We start from the raw sequence: 1,816 nt of genomic DNA on the forward strand, positions 1-1,816 counted from the left end.
GCCCGTGTCTCAGCCCCGACGGCCCAGGCGACCGAGCAGGCGGGTCTGCCGGTCGGCGTCGTCGGCCACGGGGACGGGCTCGCCCAGGATGCCGGGCGTGTAGGCGGCGTCGCCGAACAGTTCCAGCGACTCCTCCACGCAGTCGATCTCCGCGTCCGTGAACCGCGCGTCCACGCCCTGCGAGCGGGCCAGGTCCCAACGGTGCACGATCACGTCGAACGCGTGGAAGCGGATCAACGCCTCGCCCACGGGCATCTCCCCGAGCGCGGTCTTCATGGGCCGCATGATGAACTCCTCGTCACCGGCGAGGGCAGACATGGCGGCGGCGTGCTTGGCCCACTGGGTGGCCAGCTGCTGGCGGGACCCGTCGAAGAGGGGCACCTCCCGGCCCTGGCGGGCGGCGAAGTCGCGCTGGCCGGCGATCACGTGGTCCAGCAGGTCCAGCGCGTCCCAGCCCTCACACGGGGTGGCGGCGTCCCAGTCCCGCACCTCCCGGACGACGGCGGTGAACGGCTCGGCGGCCGCGTTCCAGCGGGCCTCGACCTCGGTGGCGGGGATGGACATGGTGCTCTCCTCAGGGTCGCGGGGTTCTCGGGGCCGCGGCGGGCGACGACGGCGCCGGGCTCGGCTTCTTCGGGCCGCGGATGGACTCGGGGCGGGCCGGGTCCAGGACGGACCGGGGGTCGAAGAACTCCTCCAGCACGGGCCGCTCGCCCGAGACGGCCGCGGCGAGGCTGATGCCGTCCACGTTGATGCGCGAGCCGCGGTAGTAGCCGGGCTCGAGCTGGCCCCACGCCTTGGAGGTGCCGTCCACGAGGAAGAAGGAGCGGTAGCCGAGCTCGCGGAGGTAGCGGTACCGCTCGTTGTCCTCCGTGTACTTGCCGGGGCCGGTGACGTCCGCGCCGAACGGGTAGATGAGCATGTCCGTGGGGCCGAGGTCCGGGTGCTCGGCGAGGAAGTCGTCCAGACGCGGGACGACGTCGAACGCCCCGACGTGCGTGGTGCCCTGGGCGTCCGTGTACTCGTTGCGGACGCGGCCGTCCTCGGCCACGATCAGACGGTCCGCGAAGCCGTCGCCGTCCATGTAGAGGTAGTACGAGCAGTCGTCCAAGGAGAGGATCAGCGGGGTCCGGCCCTCGGGGACCATGAGGGTCTTCGGGCGCACGACGTCGTCCTCCCCCACCTCGTACAGCTCGTGCGGGGAGACCAGCACGTAACCGCGCTCGTAGACCTGCCGGATGACGGCGTCGAACTCGTCCACCGTGACCATGAAGTCCAGGTAGCCGCGGGCCTTGTCGTCGCCGTCGAAGGCGCGCGCCGGGTCCACCACCAGGGAGTGGAAGAACAGGTGCGGAACCCGGGCCACGTCCGGCCAGGCCACCGGTTCGCCGGCGGGCGGCGGACCAGCGGGGGCGGCGGAGGTGGGCGCGGACGAGGTCGGCACGGACGACGACGCCGCGTCCTCCCCGTCCTGCCCGCAGGCGGCCAGCAGTCCCGATCCGAGCAGGGCGGAACCGGCCAGGAGCATCTGTCGACGGGTCGGCTGCGGCACGGGCGGGGGCATCGGGCACCTTTCTCTGGGGGCACCCATCATCCCAAGGCCGCCCGGCCCGAGACCACCCCTGCCGGGCGGGCGGGCGGAGGTGGGAACGGCGCGGCATGGGAGGCCGGCCAGCGGCGGGGCTCGATCCGCCGCAGACGGCACAGAGTGGTCACGCGGACGACCCGAGCTCGGCGCGGACCGTGTTCGACCGCTTCGTGTTCGGCAACCACATCCGCAGCTTCAGCGTCGACTGAGCCCCGGCTGGGAGGCACC

2 protein-coding genes are annotated in these 1,816 nt (G+C 72.8%); both read right to left on the reverse strand.

Annotated elements, in window-relative coordinates; translation table 11 throughout:
* Positions 1-9 precede the first annotated feature (9 nt).
* Positions 10-564 (reverse strand): TIGR03086 family metal-binding protein, encoded by a 555-nt coding sequence (locus ACFWJO_RS37960; protein WP_036339014.1) that lies wholly within the window; start codon positions 562-564, stop codon positions 10-12.
* Between the two features lie 10 nt (positions 565-574).
* A complete protein-coding gene (locus ACFWJO_RS37965) occupies positions 575-1,564 on the reverse strand; it encodes a hypothetical protein (RefSeq protein WP_386872701.1) in 990 nt (329 codons plus the stop codon).
* Positions 1,565-1,816 lie beyond the last annotated feature (252 nt).

It is taken from the genome of Streptomyces sp. NPDC127092, assembly GCF_042722475.1.
GTDB lineage: Bacteria > Actinomycetota > Actinomycetes > Streptomycetales > Streptomycetaceae > Streptomyces.

What these genes read in the sequence shown, in the direction of transcription:
- ACFWJO_RS37960 (WP_036339014.1), bottom strand. Translation starts at nt 564, where the DNA reads ATGTCCATCCCCGCCACCGAGGTCGAGGCCCGCTGGAACGCGGCCGCC.
- ACFWJO_RS37965 (WP_386872701.1), bottom strand. Translation starts at nt 1,564, where the DNA reads ATGCCCCCGCCCGTGCCGCAGCCGACCCGTCGACAGATGCTCCTGGCC.